This window comes from Pseudomonas sp. LARHCG127 (assembly GCF_052871455.1).
In genome coordinates, this window is the sequence record NZ_JBIXJT010000003.1 from 364,343 (window position 1) to 389,170 (window position 24,828).

The following is a 24,828-nucleotide window of genomic DNA, read 5'->3' on the forward strand; positions in this document are numbered from 1 at the left end:
TGGCTCATCCGTTTCTTACGATTGAATCGCGGCAGCCTGGCGGGCCGCGGGTGTTGCGTCTCGCAGGCGTGCCAGGACCTGGTCCCGCGGCCCGAACAGACTCAGTTCGCCATGATTGAGCACCAGCAGTTTGTCCACCTGCGCCAGCACCCCGGATCGATGGGTAATGACAAACACCGTGGCCCTGCTCTGCCTGAGCTTTTGCAGCGCCTCGGCGAGCATTTTTTCGCCGGCATCATCCAGGTTGGAGTTCGGCTCATCGAGCACCACCAGGCGCGGTTCGCCGTACAAGGCGCGGGCCAGGCCGATACGTTGTCGCTGGCCGCCGGACAATCCACCGCCATTGGCACCGATCAAGGTGTCGTAGCCATCGGGCAGTTGCAGAATCAACTCATGGACCCCCGCCATGCGCGCGGCGGCAACCACGGCCGGTGCGTTCACCGTGCCAAAGCGGGAAATGTTCTGGCTGATCGAGCCTTCGAAGAGTTCGATGTCCTGGGGCAGATAACCGATGTACTGGCCCAACTCCTCCCGACGCCATTGGCTGATGTCCGCACCGTCCAGGCGCACGGTGCCGGCCAGGCTTGGCCAAACGCCCAGCAATGCCCTGGCGAGGGTCGACTTCCCCGCACCGCTGGGACCAATGATGCCCACCACCTCGCCTGCGCTCACCTGGAAATTCACGCCGCGAATAATCGGTTTGCGCGCGTCCGGGGCCCCCGCCGATAGGCCCTCGACGCGAATCGCCCCTTCAGGGGCCGGCAGCGGCATGCGCTCAGGCTCGGCGGCCACCTTGAGCAGCAACTCGTGCAACCGGGCGTATTGCGAACGGGCGCCCAGGAAGCCTTTCCATACACCGATCAACTGATCGATGGGCGCCAACGCACGCCCTAGCAAAATCGAGCCGGCAATCATCAGCCCGGACGAAATCTCGTGATTGATCGCCAAATAGGCGCCCAGGCCCAGCACCAGCGACTGAACGATTTGCCGGAACGTCCTGGACACCGAGGTCATGGTCGCGGCGCGGTCGCTGGCCAGGCTTTGCAGGGCAAGAATCTTATGGGTTCGCCCGCTCCAGTGCTGGCGCAGGCTGGCAAGCATGCCCATGGATTCCACCACTTCGGCATTGCGCAAGCTTTTGTGGGTGAGCGCAGTGGCTGCCATCTGTTCACGGTTGGCCGCCTGCAGCGGCGCATGGGTGAGCTTTTCATTGGCGAAGGCCAGCGCCCCCAGCAACACGGCACTGACGATTCCCATCCAGCCGTACCAGGGATGGAACATGAACATGACCGCGAGGTAGATCGGAATCCACGGCACGTCGAAAAACGCGAACAGGCCGTTGCCCGTCAGGAACTGGCGCAAGCCGTTCAGGTCGCTCAAAGGCTGGGCCGTGGCATTCAGGCCACTGGTATTGAGCGCCTGCTTGAAACTGGCGTCGAACAGACGCTGGCTCAGCAGCGTATCCAGACGCGTACTGATCCGCACCATGATCCGCGAACGGACCCACTCCAGGCCGCCCATGGTGATCATCAACAGCAACATGATCAGCGTCAGCATCAACAGCGTCGACACGCTGGCGCTGCCTACCGCGCGGTCATACACCTGCAGCATGTAGAACGAAGGAACGAGCATCAGCAAGTTGACGAAAAAACTGAAAAAACCAACGGACAGAAAACTACCCTTGCAGACGGCAAGGGCGCCTTCCAGTTCGGTCCTGGCGTGGGCTGACATGGTTTATCACCTGAGGTCCGATTCTGGTCAAACCTGAAAAATCACATGGGCACAGGCGTGTGAACGCCTGGGATATCTTTCGGCGGGATCCCGCTAGGGCGCCGGCGCAATCGGATCTACCGCGTTGTATCGGCATGCTTGCGGGGTTCTTAAGGGAAAATTGGCGAGTAGACCGTGCGGCGTGGGCGCCCAAGATAAATGTCCTCCCCGAGGCGGCCTGATAGCCCACCTGGTTCTTGATGGGACCGCGTTTGTCCTGTGGGAGCGAGCCTGCACGAGAAGGTGGTGTGTCAGTTTGCAGTGATGTTGGATGAGCCGGCCTCATCGCGAGCAGGCTCGCTCCCACAGGGGATCTTGGGTGTCCATGGGTCTTGTGTTCACCGCAGATCCATTGTGGGAGCGAGCCTGCTCGCGATAGCGGTGGCTCAGCCACATAGATGTCGGCCTGTGCCCCGCTCTTGCTCTTGCTCTTGCTCTTGCTCTTGCTTTGGACTTTGATCTTGATCTTGATCTGGGCGCCCCGTTAAACCACGCTGGCCGAACGCAGGTATTGCGCAGTGGGCATCCCGGCATGGATGCCGGGATAGCCGCGCTGGGCCATGGATGGCCCTTCGCGGCGGCCCACGGAGCAATGCCGGAGTGAGGGCATGCCGAGCCCTAGCGAGGCACCGAGTGGTGGGGCAAGAGCGTTTTGGTTACTTTTGCGCTCTTCAAAAGTGACCCGCTGTAAGAGCGGAACCGCCAGCAGCCGTTACCGCAGCAACGGATATACACACCGCCTCTAAACCTCATCCCTCCCAACGACGAAACAACACACTGGCATTAACCCCACCAAACCCAAACCCATTGGAAAGCGCATGGGTAATCGGCATCTCCCTGGCACAAAGACCAACCAGATCAAGCCCCACAGCCCCCTCGTCAGGATGAACCAGGTTCAAGGTCGGCGGAACAATCCGGTCCCGAAGCGCCAACACCGTAAAAATAGCCTCGATCCCCCCCGCCGCCCCCAACAGATGCCCAGTGGCCGACTTGGTGGAGGTAATCGCCACATCGGAGCCGCGCCCGAACACCGAGCGAATCGCCGCCAGCTCACCATTGTCGCCAACCTGGGTGGACGTCGCATGGGCATTGATATGCTGCACGTCTGAAGGGCTGACCGCAGCCTGGCGCAACGCCTGCTCCATCGCGCGCCGGGCGCCGTTGCCATCTTCCGGGCCGGCGGTCAGGTGGTAGGCATCGGCGCTGGTGCCGTAACCGACCAACTCCGCCAACGGCTGGGCGCCGCGGGCAAGGGCGTGCTCCAGCGACTCGATCACCAGCACCCCTGCCCCCTCGGCCATGACAAAGCCGTCGCGATCTCGATCGAAAGGCCGCGAGGCCTCTTGCGGGCGCTCGGCAAAACCGGTGGATAGCGCACGAGCGGCGGCAAAACAACCCAGGGTTACGCGATCTATCGCGGCTTCCGTCCCGCCGCATACGGCGATATCCGCCTCGCCGCTGCGGATGAGCCTGGCCGCATCGCCAATGGCCTGCACCCCCGCCGCACAGGCAGTGACCGGCGCACCGAGCGGACCTTTGAAACCGTGGCGGATGGACACGTGCCCGGCCGCCATGTTGGCAAGAAAGGCCGGTGCCGTGAACGGTGACAATCGGCGCGGACCTCGCTCATCAGTGGTGCGGACCGCACCGGCAATCGCGCCAAAGCCACCCACGCCCGAGGCGATGATCGTCGCCGTCCGCTCCTGGTCGTGGGCATCGGTCGGTTTCCAGCCCGCCTGTTGCAACGCTTCTTCGGCCGCCACCAGGGCGAACTCGATGAAGCGATCCATTTTCTTGCGATCCTTGGCGGGGATGATGCGCTCGGGGTCGTAACCGGCGATGGGGTCTTCTTCCAACGACGGCACCTGCCCGCCCACGGCCACGCCCGTCCCCTCGGTGATATCGTCAGACAAGAGACGAATGCCGGAGCGCCCAGCCAGCAAGCGCGACCAGACTTCTTCCACGCCACAACCCAGCGGGCCGACAATGCCCACGCCAGTGACGACGATGCGTTTTTGCCCTTGGGAAGTCATCATTTGAAACCTCTTCATTTGCTCAGTCGACGTTCATTGAATGGCTGGCTCACGCCAACGGTACTGCCGGGGTGTGCGCTGGCGCGTCAGGACGGATCTTGAACCAGATGGCGTACATCGCAGGCAGGAACACCAACGTCATGATGGTGCCGACGAACGTGCCGCCGATCAGCGTGTAGGCCAGCGTGCCCCAGAACACCGAGTGCGTTAGCGGGATAAAGGCCAGGATGGCCGCCAACGCCGTCAGCAGGACCGGACGCGCCCGTTGCACCGTGGCTTCGATGACCGCATGGAAGGGTTCCAACCCCTCTTGCTTGTTGTGATGGATCTGCCCGATCAGGATCAGCGTGTTGCGCATCAGGATGCCCGAGAGCGCGATCAGGCCCACCAGGGCGTTGATCCCGAACGGTTGCTCGAAGATCAGCAACGTCGGCACCACCCCAATCAACCCCAGGGGCGCGGTGAGGAACACCATGATCATGGCCGAGATCGAACGCACCTGCACGATGATGATCAGCAGGGTCAGGGCCACCATGATCGGCACCAGCGGCACGATCGCCTTGCCGGCCTTGCCCGACTCCTCGATGGCGCCTGCCTGCTCGATCCGATAGCCGCTCGGCAGGGTGTCGATGATCGGTTGCAGGGCCTTGATGATCGCGCTCGATACGTCCGGTGGCTGCAAGCCTTCGGCAATGTCGCCGCGCACGGTCATGGTCGGGGTGCGGTCACGTCGACGAAGAATCGGATCCTCCATGCGCACATCGACCTCGCCCACCTGGGACAGCGGAATACGCTGGCCCGCCGCACCCACCAGGGTAAAGCCCTCGATCCTCGCCGGGTCGAGGCGAATGTCACCGGCCGCACGACCGACCACCTGCACCGAGCGGATGTCCTCGCGAACCGCCGTGATCGGTACTCCCGCCAGCAGGAACTGCAATTGCTGCGCGACCGCATTGGACGTCAGGCCTACCGCCTGCAAACGGTCCTGGTCCAAGGTGAAATGCAACGTCGGCGCCAGTGGCCCCCAGTCGGTATTGACGGTCCGCATCAACGGGCTGGCCTGCATGACGCCCTGGACCTGCGCCGCGATCTCGCGCAACTTCGATGGATCCGGCCCCATCACCCGGTAGGCAACCGGATACGGTGAATACGGGCCGAACACCAGTTGCGTCACCCGAATACGGGCCTCCGGAGCGAGGCCCTCGGCTGCCGCCTCGCGAAGACGGAACTTGAGGGTCTCGCGCGCTTCCTGGCTGTCGGTCAACACGACGATCTTGGCGAACGACGGATCGGGCAGTTCCGGCGCCATCGCCAGGTAGAAACGTGGCGCCCCCTGGCCGATGTAGGCCGTGACGATTTTCGCCTCGTCCTGTTTCTGCAACCAGGCCTCGACCTTGGCGGTGGTGGCGCCGGTCTGCTCGATGGAAGTGCCATAAGGCATTTGCACTTCGATCAGCACCTCGGGGCGATCGGAGGTCGGGAAGAACTGTTTCTTCACCAGGCCCATGCCGAGGATCGCCACGATAAATGTCGTGACCACTGTGCCGGCCACCCACCATTTGCGCGCGATGACCCGGGTCAGGACCTGGCGAAAACGATTGTAGTGGCGAGTGTTATAAATGGCTGCGTGGCCACCCTCGACCTGCTTGCTGTCCGGCAACATCTTCACCCCCAGGTAAGGGGTGAACGCTACCGCCACCACCCAGGACGCGATCAGGGCGATACCGACGATCCAGAACATGTTGCTGGTGTACTCGCCGGCGGTCGACTGGGCGAAACCGTTGGGCATGAATCCGATCGCTGTCACCAGCGTACCGGACAACATCGGCGCGGCCGTATGGCTCCAGGCATAGGCGGAGGCCTTGATCCGGTCGTAGCCCTCCTCCATCTTCACCACCATCATTTCGATAGCGATGATGGCATCGTCCACCAACAACCCGAGCGCCAGGATCAGTGATCCCAGGGTGATGCGGTCAAAATTCTTGCCGGTAGCCGCCATGACCACGAACACCACGGCCAACGTCAATGGCACCGCCGCCGCGACCACCACCCCCACACGCCAACCCATGCTGAGAAAGCAGACGATCATCACCACCAACAACGCGACGAAGAACTTGACCATGAACTCGCCGACGGCCGAGTCGATGTTCACCGACTGGTCGGTGACTTTGGTGAGGGTCATGCCCAAGGGCATGTCTTGGTTGATCCTGGTCGTCTCCGCATCCAGGGCCTTGCCCAGGTCCAGGCCGTTCCAGCCTTCACGCATCACGACGCCCAGCAACAGCGCGTCTTCACCGTTATTGCGCACCAGGAACGTGGCTGGATCCTCGTAGCCACGCTCGACGGTCGCCACGTCCGAGAGCTTGAGCGTGCGCCCTTGAATCGCCAGGGGCGTGTCGCGAATTTTCGCCAACTTATCGAACGCGCCGTCGACCCGAAGGAAGACCTGCGGTCCATTGGTTTCGATCGAACCGGCTGGCGTGAGCGCATTCTGGCTGTTCAGCGCCGCGAAGATATCCTGGGGCGAGACGCCCAGGGTGGCCAGCCGATCGTGGGAGAAGGAAATGAAAATACGCTCGGCCCGCTCGCCGATGATGTTGACTTTTTTCACCCCCGCCACGTGCAGCAGTCGCTGGCGCAACGCTTCGGCATCACGCACCAGCAATCGCTGCGGCTCGCCCTTGGCTTTCAGGGCGAACAGCGCGAACGTCACATCGGAAAACTCGTCATTGACCATGGGCCCGATGACACCCGCGGGCAACTTGAGCGCTTCGTCCTGGAGTTTTTTGCGCGCCTGATAGAACTCCTCCTGCACCTGCGAAGGTGGCGTTCGATCGACCAGCGACACCATGGTGAAGGCCAGGCCGGGACGGGTGTAGGTTTCCGTGCGGTCGTACCACTTCAATTCCTGCAAGCGTTTTTCAAGCGGTTCGGCGACCTGGTCCTGCATTTCCTGGGCGGTTGCGCCCGGCCATGCGGTGATGACGGTCAACTGCTTGACCGTAAACGGTGGGTCCTCGGCGCGCCCCAACTGGAAGAACGCCAAGGTCCCCGCGACGGCGATCAGGAAAATCAGAAACACGGTAATGGATCGCTCGCGAACGGCGAGTGCCGACAGGTTGAGGCTCATGGACGGCCCCCGGCAACCTTCACGTCACCCGGTTGCGCCAGCCGCACTTCTTCACCCTCGCGCAGCAGATGGGCGCCGAGCCCGACAATGCGCTCGCCCACGTTGAGATCACCGGAGACGCGCGCGGCGTCGTCGCTCAGCCCCAGGACTTGCACAGGTCGCCAGATGACTTTCGCCGGTTCGCCGTCAATGCTCCATACGCCGGTACCTTTTCCCGAATCATAAATGGCCGCTATCGGCACTTGCAGCGCCTGCCGTTGCGCGGAACCTTCGGCGATGCGCAGCGTAACGGTCGCCCCCAGCGGTGCATTGGCCAACACCCCTTCCAGCACGTAACGGGCCTCGAAGGTGCGCGTCACGCGGTCGGCCGAATCCGACAGCAGTCTCAGCTTCGCGGTGACAGCGTCCGCGCTAGCGCCATAAAGCGTCGCCTGGGCGGTGGCGCCTGCGGCAGGTCGCAGGGTCTCAGGCAACTGCACAACCGCTTCACGCTGCCCGGCCCGCGCCAGTCGAACCACGGTTTGCCCGGGGCTGACGACTTGCCCGGGTTCGGCCAGGGTGTCCATCACGACACCGTCGGCATCGGCAAGCAGCACGGCATAACCCGATGCGTTCCGGGCGACGTCAGCCTGGGCCTGCGCGGCGCTGAGTTGGGCCTTGGCGGTGTCGGCGGCGGCTTTGATCTGGTCGTAACCCGATGCGGAAATAGCGCCTGCGGCGACCAGATCGCGATAGCGCGCTTCGTCATCGGCGGTCTGCTTGGCCCGGGCCCTGGCGGCAGCGACTGCGTCTTGCTGGGCTCGGGCTTGCAACCCCAGGTCGATGGGGTCGAGGCGCATGAGCGGCTGACCGCGTTTTACCGACTGGCCGGTATCGACCAAACGTTCGAGCACCTTGCCTGACACCCGGAAGCCCAGGTCACTTTGGACACGAGCGGCCACCACGCCAGTAAAAGAGCGCGTGGCGTCGGACGATCCCTGAACTTGGGCGACCCGCACCAACGGGGCAAGGGTGCGCGGGTCTTTGGTGGCGGAGGAATCGCCACACGCCGTCAGGACGAGCGGCAACAAGCAAGCGGCAAAGGTGACAGGTCGGAGCCGGCGCATAGGTTCCCTTTTGGCAAATGTGGACAGAGAGACCGTATTCTCAATCTCGTGACCATTACTGTCAATGGTCACAATCCGATCCACATCCTGATCAATCTCCCGCATAACCTTTATTCAGTCACATTACAAATGTTTGCCCCATGAGTGCTCATTGACAGAAAGTGACCACACTATAATATGGTCACCAATCATCCACGACTCCAGGAATCCCAATGTCGCCCCTACGCCCCGCTGCTTGGTTGGTGAGCCTCAGCATGATGGCAGGCTGCACTGTCGGTCCGGATTATCAACGTCCAGACACTGCGCTCGCCCATCGTTACCTGGGCCAGGCCTCTGTCGAGCAAAGGGCCGCAGCGACGCCGGCCAGCCTGGCTACATGGTGGGAAGGTTTTGCCGATCCAGTGCTCAGCGACCTGATTGCCAAGACGCTCGAGCAGAACCTGGACCTGGCGCAGGCATCGGCCCGTGTCACCCAGGCGCGGGCCGGCCTGGGGGCTGCCAATGCGGCGTTATTGCCCTCTGGAAACATCAACGGCCAGGCTGCGCGCGCGTATCAATCCGTGGAAACGCCACTGGGCCAAGTGCTGGACTCGACACCTGGCTACGATCGCTACGGCAGCGCCTACGAACTCAACCTGGGCGCCAGTTGGGAAATGGACCTCTTTGGCGGCCTGCGCCGTGGACGCGAAGCGGCGCTGGCCGAGTACCAGGCCAGCGAGGCAGGTGTCGCGGCCACACGCCTGGCTGTCGCCGCACAGACTGCCGACCTCTACATCACAGCTCGGGGACTGCAGGCGCGGCTGGACATTGCCAACCGACAAGTCAAGACACAGCAGGACCTGTTGGAGAAAGTCCAACTGCTCTACAGCAAGGGCCTTGCGGCCAGCTATCAGGTTCATCAGGTCGAGGGCACCCTCTCGCAGGTCCAGGCGACGAGGCCCGTGCTGCAAACGGGCCTGGACGCGGCCATGAACGCCCTGGATGTCATGCTCGGCACCCCGCCCGGCACCTATCGCGGGCAGTTGGCAAATGGACGGACCATCCCTTTGGCGCCACAGATAACGACCATGGGGGCCCCTGCCGATCTATTGCGCCGCCGGCCAGACCTGATCGTGGCCGAGCGTCGTTTGGCCGCCTCCAATGCGCGTATCGGCGAGGCCGTCGCCGAGTACTACCCGAAATTTTCCCTCAGCGCGTTACTGGGCAGTGCCACGGCAGTTTCCGCCGGCAACCTTTTCAGCGGTGATGCCAGCCAGGCGGCGGGCGCGCTGGGGCTGCGCTGGAGGCTCTTTGACTTTGGCCGCATCAACGCGCAAATCGACCAGGCCAAGGGGCAGGAAGCCGAAGCGCTGGCGGCTTATCGCCAATCCGCACTGCGCGCCACCGAGGACGTCGAGAACGCTTTTTCCGCGCTGGTGAATCGAGAATCCCAGGCGAACACCCTCACCCAGGGCGAAACCTCGCTGACGCAAGCCCGCCAATCGTCGTTCATTGCCTATCAAAAAGGCACCGCCAGCCTGATCGACGTCCTCAATGCCGACGCGACGCTGCTGCAGGTCTCCGACGCACGGGCGCAAGCACGTACAGAATCGGCACGGGCCGCGGTGGCGGCATTCAGGGCGCTGGGTGGTGGCTGGCAGCCTGCTGAAGGCCAGCCGATGGCGGCTCGCTGACTGAATTCGCCCTCCTGACCAACTATGTGATTGGTCACAAAAATGGCGGATCCACTCAAGAGAACGGCACAGCCGTAACAGCCGGTACTGATGCGCGGTTACCGTCAATCAAAGCTCACGGCATGAGGCTACGCAAGATGAGATTGCAGGTAAGCGTGGGGGCGTCGTCGACGTAATCGAGGTTGTGTTGCAACAGCAAAGGATTGACGAACGGCCGCAGCGCCAGATGGATCGCGTCGACCGTCTCATCCAATGGCGTCTTGCGCTCGAACTCTCCAAGCTCCCGCCCCTCACGCACGATCTGCAGCACGAAGTTCTTGATCCGTGCGTTATAGACTTGCGAACTGGGCCAGCGCTCCGACGCGGAAAACGCCGCAATGTCATAGAGCTTGCGATCATTGAAAAACAGGTTAACACCCGTAGTGATCAAGGCCTTGACCAAGCGGCGAAAACGCTCCGTCGCCGAAAGCCCATCTTCACTGATGGCCTGCTCCACCGCCGCGACGATTTCGGCCAGGCACTGGCTACAGATGGCCTCGCCAATCGCTTGCTTGGAGTCGAAGAACTTGTAGATGTAGGCCTTGGAGAAACCGATGGCCTTGGCCAGGTCGGACACCGTGGTCTTGCCATACCCGTATTGACTGAAATGCTCATTGGCCGCCGCGACAATCTGGTGGCGAATCTCATGATCGGCTGGGCCGCGGGTACTGGGCGAAGGTAGGGATGGCTGGTTCATGGGGGCAGCTTACGCATCCTGAAGATCGTTGACAACTTTGTGACCATTACTAGGTATCGTCACAAAGCGCCAGATTAAACGCTTTTGTCGATGCAATGATCTATACCTTCAGATACACGCAGCCAGGCCAACGCAACAGACTGGCGTGTCCTGATAAAACGACTGTGGCGAACCCACTCGGGGTGCGCCGCATCACATAAAACGGCCTGCAGCACGCTGTTTCCGGCGCCGCCCCGTAGAATGGCGCCCACTTTCCAATGCCTGAAGTATCGACCATGAGCCTGAGCAAACGCGTTTTGAATGTTCCCACCAAGGCGCTATCCAGGCTTTGTCTATTGATACCGTTGCTGGTGGTGCACAACGCCGGCGCTGAAGCCTTGGAAATTGAATTGCACATTCTCGAGGCTCCGCCCCTGACGTTCGTCAACGATCCCAGGGGCTACGGCATCGTGGGCGATGTCGCCGCGGCAGCCATGACCAAGGCTGGCTATACGGTAAAGATCCATGTGCTTCCCTGGGCCCGGGCACAGAAACATGTCAGTGAAGAGCATGACCACTTGATCACGCCTCTTTCGCGCATCCCCACCCGAGAGGATCGTTTCACCTGGATCGCCTCGATCATGCCCATGGAGCGAGCTTTTTTCAGTCTTGAACGACGGGTGAGCAGCTTCGCCCAGGCCAAGGAAACCTACCGCAAGATCGGCGTCGGCCTGGGCAGTGCACAGGAAGATATCCTGCGCACCGAAGGCTTCAGCGATGAACAGATCTACCCGCTGGCCATTGGCGACAATCCCGCCCAGATGCTGTTGATGGGGCGTATCGATGCCTGGTTCAACGGCGTGCCGGAGAGTCGATACATCTGGCCGAAGGTGTCCAAGCGCAAACTGCTCATGAGCAAGGTCGGCAGCAGCGCCGACCTTTACCTGGCCTGTTCGAAGCAATGTTCGCCAGAAATGGTCGAGCGTTTGCGCGAAGCGGTTGAAGCGCTTCGCGCGGATGGGACCATCAAGCGTGTCCATGACCTGTATCTGCCGCATTAGGCTTGGGTCAAGCTCACCCGGCGACCATCAATAAGCTTGATAACAAGAAAGCAAAGCCCGCTCTTGGGCAACCCACTCACTCAAGACTTGCCGAAGCCGATGTGGGAGCGTGCTTGCTCGCGATGGCGGTGGGTCCGTTAGCGGTGATGTCGGCTGGGCACCGTCATCGCGAGCAAGCTCGGCTCCCACAGGGGACTCGGGTGTTTCCAGACCTGATGCCGGGCACTCAACCCCGTGGCGAGGGAGCTTGCTCCCGCTGGGGCGCAAAGCGGCCCCAATAAGCTGCATGCGATCTGCCTGGCGCCACGCGGTGCTTGGTTTTGGGGCTGCTGCGCAGCCCAGCGGGAGCAAGCTCCCTCGCCACAAAGGCAGTTTGGTTGAGGCTACAAAACCCTATGGCCCTACCACTGGGTTCTCGAGTGGCCACAAGGTTTGTGTCCACCGCCAATTTCCGTGTGGGAGCGAGCTTGCTCGCGATGGCGGTGGGTCCGTTAGCGGTGATGTCGGCTAGGCAACCGTCATCGCGAGCAAGCTCGGCTCCCACAGGGGACTCGGGTGTTTCCAGACCTGATGCCGGGCAAGCTCCCTCGCCACGAGCCCATCGGTTTCCAAAAATACGGTGCATTGCCCGGACTAGAGGTCTCATTGATGGCTTATATCATTCTGAATGATAGTTACCTTTGCTTCATTCGATTCGTTCCGGTGTCTTGCGCCACGCATCATCCGCCCATTCTCAATACATTGGCGGATGCTATCCATGGAACATTCACTTTCAAAACTGCGTTTTCCCCTCGCGCTGCTGGCGGTGCTGGTGATGAGCGCCTGCGGCAAGACTCCCGACACGGCAGCGTCCATGCCGCCGGCCAAAGTCAGTGTGGCCAAGGTGTTGGAGCAGCCTGTCAACGAATGGGATGAATTCACCGGTCGCCTCGAAGCGCCAGAAACCGTTGAGATCCGCCCGCGGGTTTCCGGGCAGATCGACGAAGTGGCCTTCACCGAAGGCGCGCTGGTCAAGAAGGGCGACCTGTTGTTCCAGATCGACCCACGCCCCTTCCAGGCTGAAGTCCGTCGTCTCGAAGCGCAACTGGCCCAGGCCCGCGCCACCGCCACCCGCAGCGAGAATGAAGCCCAACGTGGCGAACGCCTGCGCTTGAGCAATGCCATTTCCGCCGAGCTGGCGGATTCGCGCACCAGCGCCGCCCAGGAAGCCCGCGCCGCCGCCGCAGCCATCCAGGCGCAGCTGGACCTGGCGAAACTGAACCTGAGCTTCACCCGCGTTACCTCGCCCATCAGCGGTCGCGTCAGCCGCGCGGAAATCACCGCCGGCAACCTGGTGACCGCCGATGTCACGCCGCTGACCAGCGTCGTGTCCACCGACAAGGTCTACGCCTACTTCGACGCCGATGAGCGGGTCTTCCTCAAGTACACCCAACTCGCCCGCCAGGGCCAGCGCGGCCAGGCCACGCCGGTCTACATGGGCCTGTCCAACGAGGACGGCAACCCGCACCAGGGCCAGATGAACTTCGTCGACAACCAGGTCAACCCACAGACCGGCACCATCCGTGGCCGCGCGGTGTTCGACAACAAGGATGGCACCTACACCCCAGGCCTGTACGCCCGCTTGAAGCTGGTGGGCAGCGGCACCTACGCCGCCGTGCTGATCAACGACGAAGCGGTGGGCACCGACCTGGGCAAGAAATTCGTCTTGGTGATGGACGCCGAAAACAAGCCGGCCTACCGCGCCGTCGAGCTGGGGCCGAAGATCGAAGGCCTGCGCATCGTGCGCAGCGGCCTGAACAAGGACGACACCATCATCGTCAAGGGGCTGCAACGGGCTCGTCCGGGTGCACCGGTTACGCCTGAAACCGTGCCGATGGCCAGCGAAGAAACCATTGCCGCCCTGGCACAACAACGTAAAGCGCTCGAAGCCAGCAACCTGCCCCAAGTCGCGCCCTCCAAGGCTGCGTCAGGCTCGGCAGGCAAACTGGCCGCTGCGACCCCACGCGACTAAGGGACTGAATCCAAGATGAAATTTTCCCAGTTCTTCATTTCGCGGCCGATCTTCGCAGCGGTGCTTTCGCTGTTGATCCTGATCGCCGGCGCCATCTCGCTGTTCCAGCTACCGATCAGCGAATACCCGGAAGTCGTGCCGCCGACCGTGGTCGTACGCGCCAACTTCCCGGGCGCCAACCCCAAGGTCATCGGCGAAACCGTGGCCGCGCCCCTGGAGCAGGCCATCACCGGTGTCGAGAACATGTTGTACATGTCCTCGCAGTCCACCGCTGACGGCAAGATCACCCTGACCATCACCTTCGCCCTCGGCACCGACCTGGACAATGCCCAGGTGCAGGTGCAGAACCGCGTCACCCGGACCGAGCCCAAGCTGCCGGAAGAAGTGACCCGAATCGGCATCACGGTGGACAAGGCATCGCCCGACCTGACCATGGTCGTGCACTTGACCTCGCCGGACCAACGCTACGACATGCTCTACCTGTCCAACTATGCCCTGCTCAACATCAAGGATGAGCTGGCGCGCCTGGGCGGCGTGGGTGATGTGCAACTGTTCGGCATGGGCGACTATTCCCTGCGCGTCTGGCTGGATCCGAACAAGACCGCCTCGCGCAACCTGACCGCCACCGACGTGGTCACCGCGATCCGTGAGCAGAACCGTCAAGTGGCCGCCGGTGCCCTGGGTGCGCCGCCGGCGCCGAATGCCCAGGCTTTCCAGCTGTCGATCAACACCCAGGGGCGCCTGGTCAATGAGGAAGAGTTCGAGAACATCATCATTCGTTCCGGCGCCAACGGTGAAATCACTCGCCTGAAGGACATCGCCCGGGTGGAACTGGGCTCCAGCCAGTACGCCTTGCGTTCGCTGCTGGACAACCAGCCGGCGGTGGCGATCCCGATCTTCCAACGTCCGGGCTCCAACGCCATCCAGATCTCCAACGACGTTCGCGAGAAGATGGATGAGCTGAAGAAAGGCTTCCCGGCAGGGATGGACTACAGCATCGTCTATGACCCGACGATCTTCGTCCGCGGCTCCATCGAAGCGGTGGTCCACACCCTGTTCGAAGCCCTGATCCTCGTGGTGCTGGTGGTGATCCTGTTCCTGCAGACCTGGCGCGCCTCGATCATTCCGTTGGTGGCGGTGCCGGTTTCGCTGATCGGTACGTTCGCGGTGATGCACCTGTTCGGCTTCTCGTTGAATGCCTTGTCACTGTTCGGCCTGGTACTGGCGATCGGTATCGTGGTGGATGACGCCATCGTGGTGGTGGAAAACGTCGAGCGAAACATCGAACTGGGCCTCACCCCCGTGGAGGCGACGAAGCGCGCCATGGGCGAAGTGACCGGCCCGATCATCGCCACCGCCCTGGTGCTGTGCGCGGTCTTCGTTCCGGCGGCGTTCATCAGTGGCTTGACCGGTCAGTTCTATAAGCAGTTCGCCCTCACCATCGCCATTTCCACGGTGATCTCGGCGATCAATTCCCTGACCCTGTCCCCTGCCCTGGCTGCCGTATTGCTCAAAGGCCATGACGCGCCCAAGGACCGTTTCTCCAAGTTCCTCGACAAGCTCTTCGGTGGCTGGTTGTTCCGTCCATTCAACCGCTTCTTCGAGCGCGCCAGCCATGGCTACGTGGGCACCGTCGCGCGGGTCATCCGCAGCAGCGGCATCGCCCTGGTGCTTTATGCAGGCCTGATGGTGCTGACGTTCTTCGGTTTTTCCACTACCCCGACCGGCTTCGTGCCCGGCCAGGACAAGCAATACCTGGTGGCCTTCGCCCAACTGCCGGACGCCGCGAGCCTGGATCGCACCGAAGATGTGATCAAGCGCATGTCCGACCTGGCGCTCAAGCAACCGGGCGTTCAAAGCGCCGTGGCCTTCCCGGGCCTGTCGATCAACGGTTTCACCAACAGCCCGAACGCCGGCATCGTGTTCGTGACCCTCAAGCCCTTCGACGAGCGCAAGGACCCGAGCATGTCGGCCGGCGCCATCGCCGGTGCCTTGAACGGCAAGTACTCGGAGATCCAGGAAGCCTACATGGCGATCTTCCCGCCGCCGCCGGTACAGGGCCTGGGCACGATCGGTGGTTTCCGCCTGCAGATCGAAGACCGGGGCAACCTGGGCTACGACGAGCTGTACAAAGAAACCATGAACATCATCACCAAGAGCCGCAGCGTGCCGGAACTGGCCGGGTTGTTCACCAGCTACACCGTGAACGTACCCCAGGTCGATGCCGCCATCGACCGTGAAAAAGCCAAGACCCACGGCGTGGCCGTCAGCGACATCTTCGACACCCTGCAGATTTACCTGGGTTCGCTGTATGCCAACGACTTCAACCGCTTCGGCCGTACTTACCAGGTCAACGTCCAGGCCGAGCAGCAGTTCCGTCTCGAGTCGGACCAGATCGGCCAGCTCAAGGTGCGCAACAACCGTGGCGAGATGATCCCGCTGGCGACCTTCATCAAGGTCAGCGACACCTCGGGCCCAGACCGCGTGATGCACTACAACGGCTTCATCACCGCTGAAATCAACGGTGCTGCCGCCCCGGGCTACAGCTCCGGCCAGGCCGAGAAAGCCATCGAGAAACTGCTCAAGGACGAACTGCCCAACGGCATGACGTACGAGTGGACCGACCTGACGTACCAGCAGATCCTCTCGGGCAACACCGCGCTGTTCGTGTTCCCGCTCTGCGTACTGCTGGCGTTCCTGGTGCTCGCGGCACAGTACGAAAGCTGGAGCCTGCCATTGGCGGTGATCCTGATCGTACCGATGACCCTGCTGTCGGCGATTACCGGGGTGATCCTCTCCGGTGGCGACAACAACATCTTTACCCAGATCGGTTTGATCGTACTGGTGGGGCTTGCCTGCAAGAACGCGATTCTGATCGTCGAGTTCGCCAAGGATAAACAGCTCGAAGGCATGAGCCCGCTGGCGGCAGTCCTCGAAGCGTGCCGCCTGCGTCTGCGGCCGATCCTGATGACCTCCTTCGCCTTCATCATGGGCGTGGTGCCCCTGGTGTTCTCCAGCGGCGCCGGTGCGGAAATGCGCCATGCCATGGGTGTGGCGGTGTTCTCCGGGATGCTCGGCGTGACCTTCTTCGGCCTGCTGCTCACCCCCGTCTTCTATGTACTGATCCGCAACTTCGTCGAACGCAGCGAGGCCCGCAAGGCGGCCCGGGCTTTGAAACTGGAGGCGCAACAATGAGTTTGAAAGTGTTCGTGCCGAGCTTGCTGGTCCTGGCATTGAGTGCCTGTGCCGTAGGCCCGGACTACAAGGCACCGCAAACGGAGGCGGCGAATATCACCACCGCCACCGACGGCGCCGCCGGCCAGAAGAACTTCGACCGCGCCCGTTTCGAAGGCGTCTGGTGGCAGCAGTTCGACGACCCGACCCTCAACGCGTTGGTGACCCGTTCCCTGGACGGCAACCGCGAGTTGCGCGTGGCCTTCGCCCGCTTGCGGGCCGCCCGGGCGATTCGCGATGACGCCAGCAATGACGCCATGCCGACCATTACCAGCCGTGCCAGCAGCGAACTGGGCAAAGGCCAGAACCCGATGGGGCAGACTGACGAGCGAGTCAACTCCGAGCGTTACGACCTGGGCCTGGACATGGCCTGGGAACTGGATTTGTTCGGGCGCATCCAGCGCAACCTGGAAGCCACCGATGCCGATCAACAGGCGATCGAAGCCGATCTCTATCAGTTGCAGGTGACGATGATCGCCGAGCTGGTGGATGCCTACGGCCAACTGCGCGGCGCACAACTGCGGGAAAAGATCGCCCTGGCGAACCTGAAGAACCAACAGGATTCGCGCAAGATCACCGAAAGCCTGCGTGATGCCGGCGTCGGCGATCAGCTCGACGTGGTCCGTGCCGATGCGCGCCTGGCCTCGGTGGAAGCCAGCGTGCCGCAGCTGCAGGCCGAGCAGGCGCGCCAACGCAATCGCATCGCCACGCTGTTGGGCGAACGCCCGGACAAACTCAGCGTGGACCTGAGCCCGAAACAGTTGCCAGCCATCGCCAAGGCCCTGCCCATCGGCGACCCGGGTGAACTGCTGCAACGGCGCCCGGACATCCTCAGTGCCGAACGCCAACTGGCCGCCGCCACGGCGCGCATCGGCGTGGCCAAGGCCGACTTGTTCCCACGGGTCAGCTTGAGCGGTTTCCTCGGTTTCACCGCCGGACGCGGTTCGCAGATCGGTTCCTCGGCCGCCAATGCCTGGGCGCTGGGCCCGAGCATTACCTGGGCCGCTTTCGACCTGGGCAGCGTGCGGGCGCGCTTGCGCGGCGCCGATGCCGAGGCGGACGGCGCCCTGGCGAACTACGAACAGCAAGTGCTGTTGGCCCTGGAAGAGTCGGAAAATGCCTTCAGTGACTATGGCAAGCGTCAGCAGCGGTTGATCTCGCTGATCCGCCAGAGCGAATCGAGCCGCGCCGCCGCCGACCTGGCAGAGATTCGCTACCGCGAAGGCACCGTGGATTTCCTCGTGCTGCTCGACGCCCAACGTGAACGCCTGGCGGCCGAAGACACCCAGGCCCAGGCCGAAGTGGACCTGTACCGCGGCATCGTCGCAATCTACAAGGCCCTGGGTGGCGGCTGGCAACCGGAAACCGTCGCCAGCAACTGACCCGCCCGGCTCAACCGAGCTCCTTTGGTTGGCCGCAACCAGCCAAATTTTTGCCCCGCTTCTCATTCGGACGCGGGGCTTTTTTTATTTATCGCCCAGGGTCCACTGTGGGAAGGCCCTTTGTGGGAGCGAGCTTGCTCGCGATAGCAGTGTGTCAGTCAATATCTACCTCACTGATCCGATGCCATCGCGAGCAAGCTCGCTCCCACAGATTCATCACTGCCGTTAGAAGGTTTGACTCAAGCCGCCACCTGACCGAAGCTTGCGGCATTTCACGCTTCTGGTAATGGATTCCCTGCATGCCCTCGCCTCGCCGCCGCTATCTGCTCCTCAGCCTCTGTGTCCTGTTGTTGATCGGTCTTGTCGCGGTGTGGCTACGCAGCACCACGCCGCAGATCCCTGAGGCGATCAAGCGTGGCTACAGCGAGGCCTTGGAAAGCGCCCGCAACGGACAGCCGGGGGCGGCGCGGATGCTTTACCAGCAACTGGGACGTCCGGATCTCTCGCCCAAGCGCCGTGTGTGGCTGCACGCTGAACTGCCCAACTACCCCAGCCCCCAAGCCCTGAAACTGGCGGACGCCGACCTGCACAGCGAGTCGCCGGACGTGCGCCGGGCGGCCATTGGCAGCATCGTCGGGCTGGTGCCGACGGGCCAGCGCAGCCTGTTGCTCGGCCCGCTTCTGGACGATGACGATCCGAACGTCCGGTTCGCCGCCGTGAACGCGCTGCTGGGCCTGTCGCCAGATGACCTCGGCTTGTATTTCGGCGCGATGCAGATCGCCATCGACACTTGGGAGCAGGTGCTCGAAGACGGCCCGAAAACCGCTGACTCCCACTACCAACTCGCCCGGCTGCACCTGCACAACGCCGAATTGAAGAAAGCCCAATTGGCCCTTGAGCAGGCCTTGCGCCTGCAACCGGACAACCTGCCAGCGCTGGTCATGCAGATCGAAGTGCTGGACAAACAGGGCCAGGGCGAAGCCGCACGACAATTACTCGCCCGACAGTTGCAAACCCAGCCAGCGTCGGCTTATCTGCAACATGCGCTGGGCATGTGGCTGCTGCAACACGGCCAGAGCGAGTATGCCGTGCTCGGCCTGGCAAAAGCCGTGGAACTGGAACCCGAGAACCGCCATTACCGCTATGACCTGGCAACCACCCTGCATGCCGAACAGGAAGTGGAAGCCGCGCAGAAACAGCTGCAGGAAATCGTCCAGCGCTACCCCGCCGACCGCAAGGCCCGGGTGTTGCTGATCAACTATTGGAAGGAGACCGGCCAGTTGCAGAACGTTCAGATCCTGTTGGCGCAACTGGAACAACTGAACCCCGATGACCCGGCCCTGCAACAGGGTCTGTAGGCGGACTAGCCGTTAAGTGGAACCTTGGGCAGACACACAATCCGTGGCGAGGGAGCGTGCTCCCGCTGGGCTGCGCAGCAGCCCCAAAACAGGGCCGCTTCGCGACCCAGCGGGAGCAAGCTCCCTCGCCACAGGATGACTGCTCGGCTTGATTTCGCTTAGCTGACTGGCATGGGTCTGTAGGCCCTCGTAGCATGCCGAAAGTTGTGCAGTACCCCGCGTTTTGTCGAGATAAGCGGAACCGCCATCACTGCCAAAGGTCAAGTATTCAGGCAGTCGATTTCAGGCGTTACCCCGCCTGCTGCCTACTTCCCTAGTCATGAGAGGGCTATTTTTGTCTACATCTAACGAGTTGATCAGTGCAAAAGCCGCCACCGGCATCGAAGGACTGGACGATATCCTCTCCGGTGGTTTGTCCCGCGGCCATGTGTTCCTGCTCGAAGGGGAACCGGGGACCGGTAAGACCACGGTCGCGCTGCATTTTCTGTTGGCCGGCGCCAAGGCTGGCGAGCGCTCGTTGTACATCACGCTCTCGGAAACCGAGCGTGAACTGCGTCAGGGCGCGGCCTCCCACGGCTGGACCTTGGATGAGAACATTCATATTTTCGAGCTGACCCCGCCCGAAAGCCTGCTCAATGCCGAGCACCAGCAGAGCTTGCTGTACTCCTCGGACCTGGAGCTGGGCGAAGCGACCCGGCAGATTTTCGAAGTGGTCGAACGGGTCAAGCCGACCCGGGTCGTGCTCGACAGCCTGTCGGAGATCCGCCTGCTGGCGCAAAGCTCCCTGCGCTACCGCCGCCAGATCCTGGCGATCAAGCATTACTTCGTGCGCTATGACGCCACCGTCCTGTTGCTCGACGACCTGACCACCGAATCCCTGGACAAGACCGTGCACAGCGTTGCCCACGGCGTGGTGCGCCTGGAAGAACTGACCCCCAACTATGGCGCCGAACGGCGGCGGGTCCGGGTGGTCAAGTATCGCGGGCAGAAATACCGCGGCGGTTTCCATGACTTCACCATCATGGGCGACGGCGTGCATGTGTTCCCGCGCCTGGTGGCCGCCGAACACCGCGGCCAGTACCTGCGCCAACAACTCTCCAGCGGCATCGGCGAAATGGACCTGCTGCTGGGCGGCGGTATCGAAACCGGCTCCAGTACGTTGATCCTGGGCCCGGCGGGGACCGGCAAATCGCTGATCTCCCTGATTTTTGCCGCGGCCGCCGTGCACCGTGGCGAGAAGGCCGCGCTGTTCATCTTCGACGAGGAGCTGGGCTTGCTGTTCGAGCGCATGAAGAACATCGGCATCGACCTGCGGGCCCTGCAGGAGACCGGCAACCTGCTGATCGAACAGGTGGACGCCGCCGAGCTGTCCCCTGGCGAGTTCTCCCACCGCGTGCGTCGCTGCGTCGATGAAGGCGACATCAAGACCGTGGTCATCGACAGCATCAACGGCTACCAGGCGGCCATGCCGGAAGAGAACGCCCTGGTGCTCCACATGCATGAGCTGTTGCTGTATCTCAACCGCAAGGGCGCGGCAACCTTCATGACTGTCGCCCAGCATGGCCTGGTCGGCGACATGCAGGCCCCGGTGGACATTACTTACCTGGCCGACACGGTGATTCTGTTGCGTTATTTCGAAGCACTGGGCAAGGTTCGCCGGGCGATTTCCATCATCAAGAAACGCACCGGCAGCCACGAATCGACCATCCGTGAATACCGCATCAGCGGCCAAGGCATGACCATTGGCGAACCACTGGAGGCATTCCAGGGTGTCTTGCGCGGGGTTCCCACCTACATGGGCGAGAGCAACCCGCTGCTCAAGGATGAACACCGGTGACGCTGGCCGAGCCCCTGTCCGAGCGGGCGCTGATTCTCGCGCCGCTGGGACGGGACAGCCAGATTGCCCTGATGATCCTCAATGAAGCCGGTTTTGCCGGCCTCATCTGTCGCCACCTGGGTCATTTATGCGAAGAGCTGGAAAGCGGTGCCGGCCTGCTGGTGATCTCGTCGGAGGCCTTGGTCGGGCCTGACCTGGAAACGCTGTTCCTGCAAATCGAGCAGCAGCCCGCCTGGTCCGACCTGCCCATTGTCTTGCTGACCCATCACGGTGGGCCGGAACAGAACCCGGCGGCGCGGATCGGCATGCAGTTGGGCAACGTGACGTTCCTCGAGCGCCCTTTCCACCCCGTTACGCTGATCAGCCTGGTCACCACCGCCCTGCGCGGGCGTCGAAGGCAGTACGAAGCCCGCGATCGCCTGATCGACCTCAGCAACAGCGAACTGCGCCTGCAAACCACCCTCGAAACCCTCGAACAGCAGGTGGAAGAGCGTACCGCCCAGTTGCGCCACAACGAAGAAGCCCTGCGCCAGTCGCAGAAAATGGAAGCGGTCGGCCAGCTCACCGGCGGCATTGCCCACGACTTCAACAACATGCTCACCGGGATCATCGGCAGCCTCGAACTGTTGCGCCGTCGCCTGGCCCGGGGCCGTACCGAGGACCTGGACAGCCTGATCGACCTGGGCGTGACCTCGGCCAACCGCGCCGCCGGCCTGACCCATCGCCTGCTGGCGTTCTCCCGGCGGCAATCGCTGGACTCCAAGGCGGTCCAGATGAATACCCTGGTGCTGTCCATGGGCGAATTGTTGCAGCGCAGCCTCAACGAAAGCATTCGCCTGGACATGCAACTGGACGAACAACTCTGGGTCGCCGAAGCCGATCCCAACCAACTGGAAAGCGCCCTGCTCAACCTGGTGCTCAACGCCAGGGATGCCATGCCCAACGGCGGCAACCTGGTGGTGCAGACTCGCAATCGGCACTTGGATGCCGACTTCACCGAGGCCTACCCCAACCTCGCGTCCGGCGACTATGTGGTGCTGAGTGTGCAGGACACCGGTTGCGGCATGCCCGAAGCGGTGATCAGTCGCGCTTTCGACCCGTTCTTCACCACCAAGCCGATCGGCCAGGGCACCGGGCTGGGCCTGTCGATGATCTATGGCTTCAGCAAGCAATCCCGTGGCCACGTGACCATCGACAGCGAAGTCGACAAAGGCACCACCGTGAACCTCTACCTGCCACGCTTCGTCGGTGAAGAAATCCACGAGCCCCAGGTTGCCACCCAGCACGCGCCGTATGCGCAGGATGGCGAGACCGTGCTGATCGTCGAGGACGATCCGGCGGTGCGGGTGTTGGTGAGCGCGGTATTAAGCGAATTGGGCTATGCCTTTGTGGAAGCGGCCGACGCCAACGGCGCGTTGCCGATCCTCCAGTCAAGCCAGCGCATCGACCTGCTGATCAGCGACGTTGGCCTGCCCGGCATGAATGGTCGGCAACTGGCGGAGATCGGCCGGCAGGTCCGCCCGGACCTGCGGGTGCTGTTCATCACCGGCTACGCCGAGCATGCGGCGGTGCGCGGCGGCTTCCTTGACCCAGGGATGCAGATGATCACCAAGCCGTTCACGTTTGACTTGTTGACGGCGAAGGTGCGGGAGATGATCCAGGTTTGAGAAGGGGCATTTCGGTCGGATTCGAGGCCGGTGAAACCCTGTGGCGAGGGGATTTATCCCCGTTGGGCTGCGAAGCAGCCCTGAAACTTGACGACTCGGTGCGCCAGACTGGTTGAGTCGGCTGTTTTGGGACTGCTTCGCAGTCCAACGGGGATAAATCCCCTCGCCACAAAAAGCATGCCCCAGCCCAAACAAACCCTACGACAACATCAACTGCATGATGCGTTGCAGTTCATCCAGGTCGAACGGCTTTTCCAGGATCGGCGCCTTGCGTGTAATCGGGCTCTCGGTGTCGCGCACTTCCTGCGCGTAGCCACTGATGAAAATCACCTTCAGCTCGGGGCGCAACTTGACTGCGGGTTCGGCAATCTGCACCCCAGAGATACCGCCCGGCAGGCGGAAGTCGGTAATCATCATGTCCAGATGCGGCTTGCTCGCCAGGATCTCGAACGCCTGGGCGCCGCTTTCGGCTTGCAGCACCCGGTATCCCTCGCCCGACAGGTAGGCCGACAGCACCATCAGGATCGACGGGTCATCCTCGACGATCAATACAACATCTTGCGCATCTTCACTCATGAGAAGCCTTTGTTCGATCAATAGCTGCTGATACGACCTTGGGGTCTCTCAGAGGTTGCGTCTGTTCGGCGGTTTTGTCCAAGACAGTTTTCTGCAAGGGCAGGCAAACACGAAACAACGCCCCCTCATTGAGCCGACTGTCCACCGTGATCGTCCCGCCATGGGCCGTGACGATCTGCTCGGAAATGAACAGCCCCAGCCCGAGCCCCGAGGCGGCGGCCTTGGACGATACGCGCTCGAACTGCTGGAAGATACGTTTCTGGTTCTCCTCGCTGATGCCGATGCCGTGGTCCTGGACCTCAATGCAGGCGTGATCGGAGGTCTTGTAGACGCGCACTTCGATCGGCCCCTTGCCGCCGTAGCGCAGCGCATTGGTCAACAGGTTCGAGACCACCTGCTCGATGCGAAACTCGTCCCAAAGCCCCTCCACCGCCGGCTCGACCATGCACGTCAACGAGCACTCGGCCACGGCGATCTGCGGCTGGAAGTTGCGCAGCAGGTTTTCCACCAATGCCGTCAAATTGAAGCGGGTCGGCCGGATCGACAGCTTGCCGGTTCGAATCCGCGACACATCCAGCATGTCCTCGATCAGCCGGATCAGGCTCTTGATCTGGCGCTCGTCGCGCTCGACCATCGCGCGCACCTTGTCCAGGCTGAAGGCGGCGGCATTGTCCCGGGCCAGGTGCATCTTGCGCAGTTGGGTCTCGAGGATGAGGCCATTGAGGGGCGTGCGCACCTCGTGGGCGACGATGGACATGAAGTCGTCTCGCATGCGCACCGCCTGTTCCAGCTCGCCACGGGTGGCCTCGAGCTGCTGCAACAGGATCTCCTGCTCGCGACGACTCTGTTCCAGGGCCACGACTTGTTCCTTCATGGCCTTTCGTTGGCGATACAGCTCGACGAACACATTGACCTTGCTCTTGACGGCCTGGGTGTCCAGCGGCTTGTGCAGGAAGTCCACCGCGCCGTTTTCATAACCGGTGAAGGCATAGTTGCGCTCACGCCCGGCGGCGCTGACGAAAATGATCGGGATGCTGCGGGTTTTTTCCGTGCCGCGCATCAGCTCGGCCAGCCCGAAACCGTTCATCTCCGGCATCTGCACATCGATGATGGCCAGGGCGAAGTCGTGTTGCAGCAGCAGGGACAGCGCTTCGTCCGCCGACAGGGCCTTGAAGACCTCGCGGTCGTCTCCCCTGATCAACGCTTCCAGGGCCAACAGATTCTCAGGCAGATCGTCGACGATCAGCAGTTTGGCTTGAATATCTCTTGGCATGT

At 62.3% G+C, this 24,828-nt stretch carries 16 protein-coding genes; 8 read left to right on the forward strand and 8 right to left on the reverse strand.

Annotated features, from left to right (window positions below):
* Positions 1–15: 15 nt before the first annotated feature.
* From ACIPQ1_RS07390 to ACIPQ1_RS07410, 5 genes are all read right to left on the reverse strand, one after another.
* Positions 16–1,731 carry a type I secretion system permease/ATPase gene (locus ACIPQ1_RS07390; protein WP_446533865.1) on the reverse strand — a complete coding sequence of 572 codons (1,716 nt, stop codon included), beginning with the start codon at positions 1,729–1,731 and terminating at the stop codon, positions 16–18.
* Positions 1,732–2,254: 523 nt separating this feature from the next.
* On the reverse strand, positions 2,255–2,380 hold the full coding sequence (locus ACIPQ1_RS07395; RefSeq protein ID WP_446533920.1) for a hypothetical protein: 126 nt from the start codon (positions 2,378–2,380) through the stop codon (positions 2,255–2,257).
* Positions 2,381–2,519: 139 nt separating this feature from the next.
* Positions 2,520–3,806, reverse strand: a complete 1,287-nt coding sequence (fabF, locus tag ACIPQ1_RS07400) for a beta-ketoacyl-ACP synthase II (RefSeq protein ID WP_446533866.1) — start codon at positions 3,804–3,806, stop codon at positions 2,520–2,522.
* A gap of 46 nt (positions 3,807–3,852) precedes the next feature.
* Positions 3,853–6,933: an efflux RND transporter permease subunit gene (locus ACIPQ1_RS07405; RefSeq protein ID WP_446533867.1), complete on the reverse strand. Its 3,081-nt coding sequence runs from the start codon at positions 6,931–6,933 to the stop codon at positions 3,853–3,855.
* Positions 6,930–8,039 (reverse strand): efflux RND transporter periplasmic adaptor subunit, encoded by a 1,110-nt coding sequence (locus tag ACIPQ1_RS07410; RefSeq protein WP_446533868.1) that lies wholly within the window; start codon positions 8,037–8,039, stop codon positions 6,930–6,932. Before ACIPQ1_RS07410 ends, ACIPQ1_RS07405 begins: the two co-directional genes overlap by 4 nt.
* A gap of 212 nt (positions 8,040–8,251) precedes the next feature.
* Here ACIPQ1_RS07410 and ACIPQ1_RS07415 point away from each other — a divergent pair, with 212 nt between their 5' ends.
* Entirely contained in the window at positions 8,252–9,712 is a 1,461-nt protein-coding gene (locus tag ACIPQ1_RS07415; RefSeq protein ID WP_446533869.1) for an efflux transporter outer membrane subunit, read from the forward strand.
* 115 nt (positions 9,713–9,827) lie between these two features.
* On the opposite strand, the gene ACIPQ1_RS07420 is transcribed toward ACIPQ1_RS07415, so the two are convergent.
* Entirely contained in the window at positions 9,828–10,448 is a 621-nt protein-coding gene (locus ACIPQ1_RS07420) for a TetR/AcrR family transcriptional regulator (RefSeq protein ID WP_250966002.1), read from the reverse strand.
* 275 nt (positions 10,449–10,723) lie between these two features.
* Between ACIPQ1_RS07420 and ACIPQ1_RS07425 the strand changes: the two genes are divergently transcribed.
* The 7 genes from ACIPQ1_RS07425 (at position 10,724) to ACIPQ1_RS07455 (ending at position 22,977) form a co-directional block, all read left to right on the forward strand.
* The gene (locus ACIPQ1_RS07425; protein ID WP_250966003.1) at positions 10,724–11,488 is read left to right on the forward strand and encodes a substrate-binding periplasmic protein; all 765 of its coding nucleotides are present in this window, start codon (positions 10,724–10,726) and stop codon (positions 11,486–11,488) included.
* Positions 11,489–12,245: 757 nt separating this feature from the next.
* Entirely contained in the window at positions 12,246–13,499 is a 1,254-nt protein-coding gene (gene mexE / locus ACIPQ1_RS07430) for a multidrug efflux RND transporter periplasmic adaptor subunit MexE (protein ID WP_186709350.1), read from the forward strand.
* A 15-nt stretch (positions 13,500–13,514) separates the two neighbouring features.
* Entirely contained in the window at positions 13,515–16,694 is a 3,180-nt protein-coding gene (locus tag ACIPQ1_RS07435; RefSeq protein ID WP_411384758.1) for an efflux RND transporter permease subunit, read from the forward strand.
* Positions 16,691–18,115 (forward strand): efflux transporter outer membrane subunit, encoded by a 1,425-nt coding sequence (locus ACIPQ1_RS07440; protein ID WP_411384759.1) that lies wholly within the window; start codon positions 16,691–16,693, stop codon positions 18,113–18,115. The genes ACIPQ1_RS07435 and ACIPQ1_RS07440 overlap by 4 nt, the downstream gene beginning before the upstream one ends.
* Before the next feature lie 299 nt (positions 18,116–18,414).
* Positions 18,415–19,473: a tetratricopeptide repeat protein gene (locus ACIPQ1_RS07445; RefSeq protein ID WP_446533870.1), complete on the forward strand. Its 1,059-nt coding sequence runs from the start codon at positions 18,415–18,417 to the stop codon at positions 19,471–19,473.
* Positions 19,474–19,807: 334 nt separating this feature from the next.
* Positions 19,808–21,310, forward strand: a complete 1,503-nt coding sequence (locus tag ACIPQ1_RS07450) for an ATPase domain-containing protein (RefSeq protein ID WP_411384760.1) — start codon at positions 19,808–19,810, stop codon at positions 21,308–21,310.
* Positions 21,307–22,977, forward strand: a complete 1,671-nt coding sequence (locus ACIPQ1_RS07455) for a response regulator (protein WP_446533871.1) — start codon at positions 21,307–21,309, stop codon at positions 22,975–22,977. The genes ACIPQ1_RS07450 and ACIPQ1_RS07455 overlap by 4 nt, the downstream gene beginning before the upstream one ends.
* 198 nt (positions 22,978–23,175) lie before the next feature.
* On the opposite strand, the gene ACIPQ1_RS07460 is transcribed toward ACIPQ1_RS07455, so the two are convergent.
* Positions 23,176–23,553, reverse strand: a complete 378-nt coding sequence (locus tag ACIPQ1_RS07460; RefSeq protein WP_250963586.1) for a response regulator — start codon at positions 23,551–23,553, stop codon at positions 23,176–23,178.
* Positions 23,546–24,826: a hybrid sensor histidine kinase/response regulator gene (locus ACIPQ1_RS07465; RefSeq protein ID WP_411384762.1), complete on the reverse strand. Its 1,281-nt coding sequence runs from the start codon at positions 24,824–24,826 to the stop codon at positions 23,546–23,548. The genes ACIPQ1_RS07460 and ACIPQ1_RS07465 overlap by 8 nt, the downstream gene beginning before the upstream one ends.
* Between the last annotated feature and the right edge of the window lie 2 nt (positions 24,827–24,828).